The sequence below is a fragment of the Arthrobacter sp. SDTb3-6 genome (assembly GCF_013376095.1).
Lineage (GTDB): Bacteria > Actinomycetota > Actinomycetes > Actinomycetales > Micrococcaceae > Specibacter.
Window position 1 is genome coordinate 1 of record NZ_JAAMFN010000108.1, and the last position, 1370, is coordinate 1370.

General features: G+C 58.5%; 1 protein-coding gene and 2 pseudogenes. All 3 read right to left on the bottom strand.

The window, feature by feature from the left end; all coding sequences use genetic code 11:
* Positions 1 to 204: pseudogene (locus G6035_RS19490) on the bottom strand (type II toxin-antitoxin system Phd/YefM family antitoxin); the annotation flags it as partial.
* A gap of 256 nt (positions 205 to 460) precedes the next feature.
* A pseudogene (locus G6035_RS19495) lies at positions 461 to 718 on the bottom strand (ATP-binding protein); the annotation flags it as partial.
* A gap of 131 nt (positions 719 to 849) precedes the next feature.
* A partial coding sequence (locus G6035_RS19500) for a tyrosine-type recombinase/integrase (protein ID WP_218063386.1) occupies positions 850 to 1370 on the bottom strand: 521 nt, incomplete at its 5' end.

Below are 1370 nucleotides of genomic sequence, written 5' to 3' on the forward strand. Positions count from 1 at the left end.
ATCGGTGGCGAAACGAGCCATGACGAGCGCTGCATCGCGCAGAGTGTCACGGTCACGCCGTAGGCTGGAAATTTCCTCAGCGGAGACCACCTCGGCGACGACTCTGCCATGTCGGGACAGGGGAACATCGTTTCCCGCTTCAGCCGAGGCAACCAGCGAGGATAGGCCGGCACGGGAGGCTTCTGTGATGGTCATGGTGGTCATACGAAAACTATACAGATTTCTGTGTAGAATTTCAATCGGTCGTGTGCATCGAGATTGGGGTGGTGTCAACGTCGATCGGGACTGGGTTTGGCCCGCTTTCCGAGTTGGCCATAATGGTCAATGGATCACAACGGCTTCGATGTCCCGTAGGGGGAACCCCCTGCGGGACTGTTTTCAGTCGCCCCCTACAGCTGTCAACGCCAACCGAAAATAGGGCCACTTTTGCCATTTGAAAACAGGGCCACGGTGTGTGGTTTTATTGTGCCAGAGTTTGTGGCTTGATGCGGCCTTGGAGTCGGTAGCTGTTGCCGGTGAGGTTGATGACTTCGGCGTGGTGGACGATTCTGTCGATCATGGCGGAGGCGATCGTGGCGTCGCCGAAAACTTCGGCCCAGCGGCTGAACGCGAGGTTGCTGGTCGGGATCAGCGAGGCCCGTTCGTAGCGGGAGGAGACGAGCTGGAAGAACAGGTTCGCTGAGTCTTGGTCGAACGGAATGTAGCCTACTTCATCAACCTATGCGGATGTCCGCATAGGTTGATCTATGCCGAGCTGGTAACTATGCCGAGCCCGCATCGCCGAGGGCGTTGAGGGAGGCCTCGTTGTAGGGATGCTGACCCGATTTGGTTGTCCTCATATCGGCATAGTTACAGGCTTTCGAGGAACGCCAGTGTCTTATCGGTCGGCCGGTATCGTCCTGGAGTCGCTGCTGCAGGAGTCACGAGAGCGAGTGCTTTTTCCTTGATGGCGAGGTCTGCATGGATGTAGGCGTCAGTGGATCGAACTCCAGCGTGGCCGAGCCACAATGCGATCACTGAGGTGTCAACGCCGGCTTGGAGCAAATTCATGGCACAGGTATGCCTGAATACGTGGGGATGAATTGTCTTGCCTGCCAGTGATGCGCATTGCTGGGCGGCAGTTTTGGCGTGGGTGGTGGCGCGCAGTGCGAGGGCATCGCGGCTGAGACGGCGTCCGTGGCGGGTGGGGAAGAGTGGTTCTTGGGGCTGGCCGGCTCGTTCTTTCAGCCAAACCTTCAGCATTGCCTCGACGATGTTGTTGAGCGGAACAGCGCGTTGCTTGCGCCCCTTGCCTTCGCACCGTACGTTGGCGCCGGGACCCAGGCTGACGTCGCTGCAGTTCAGTCCGGTGATCTCGGAAACACGCAACC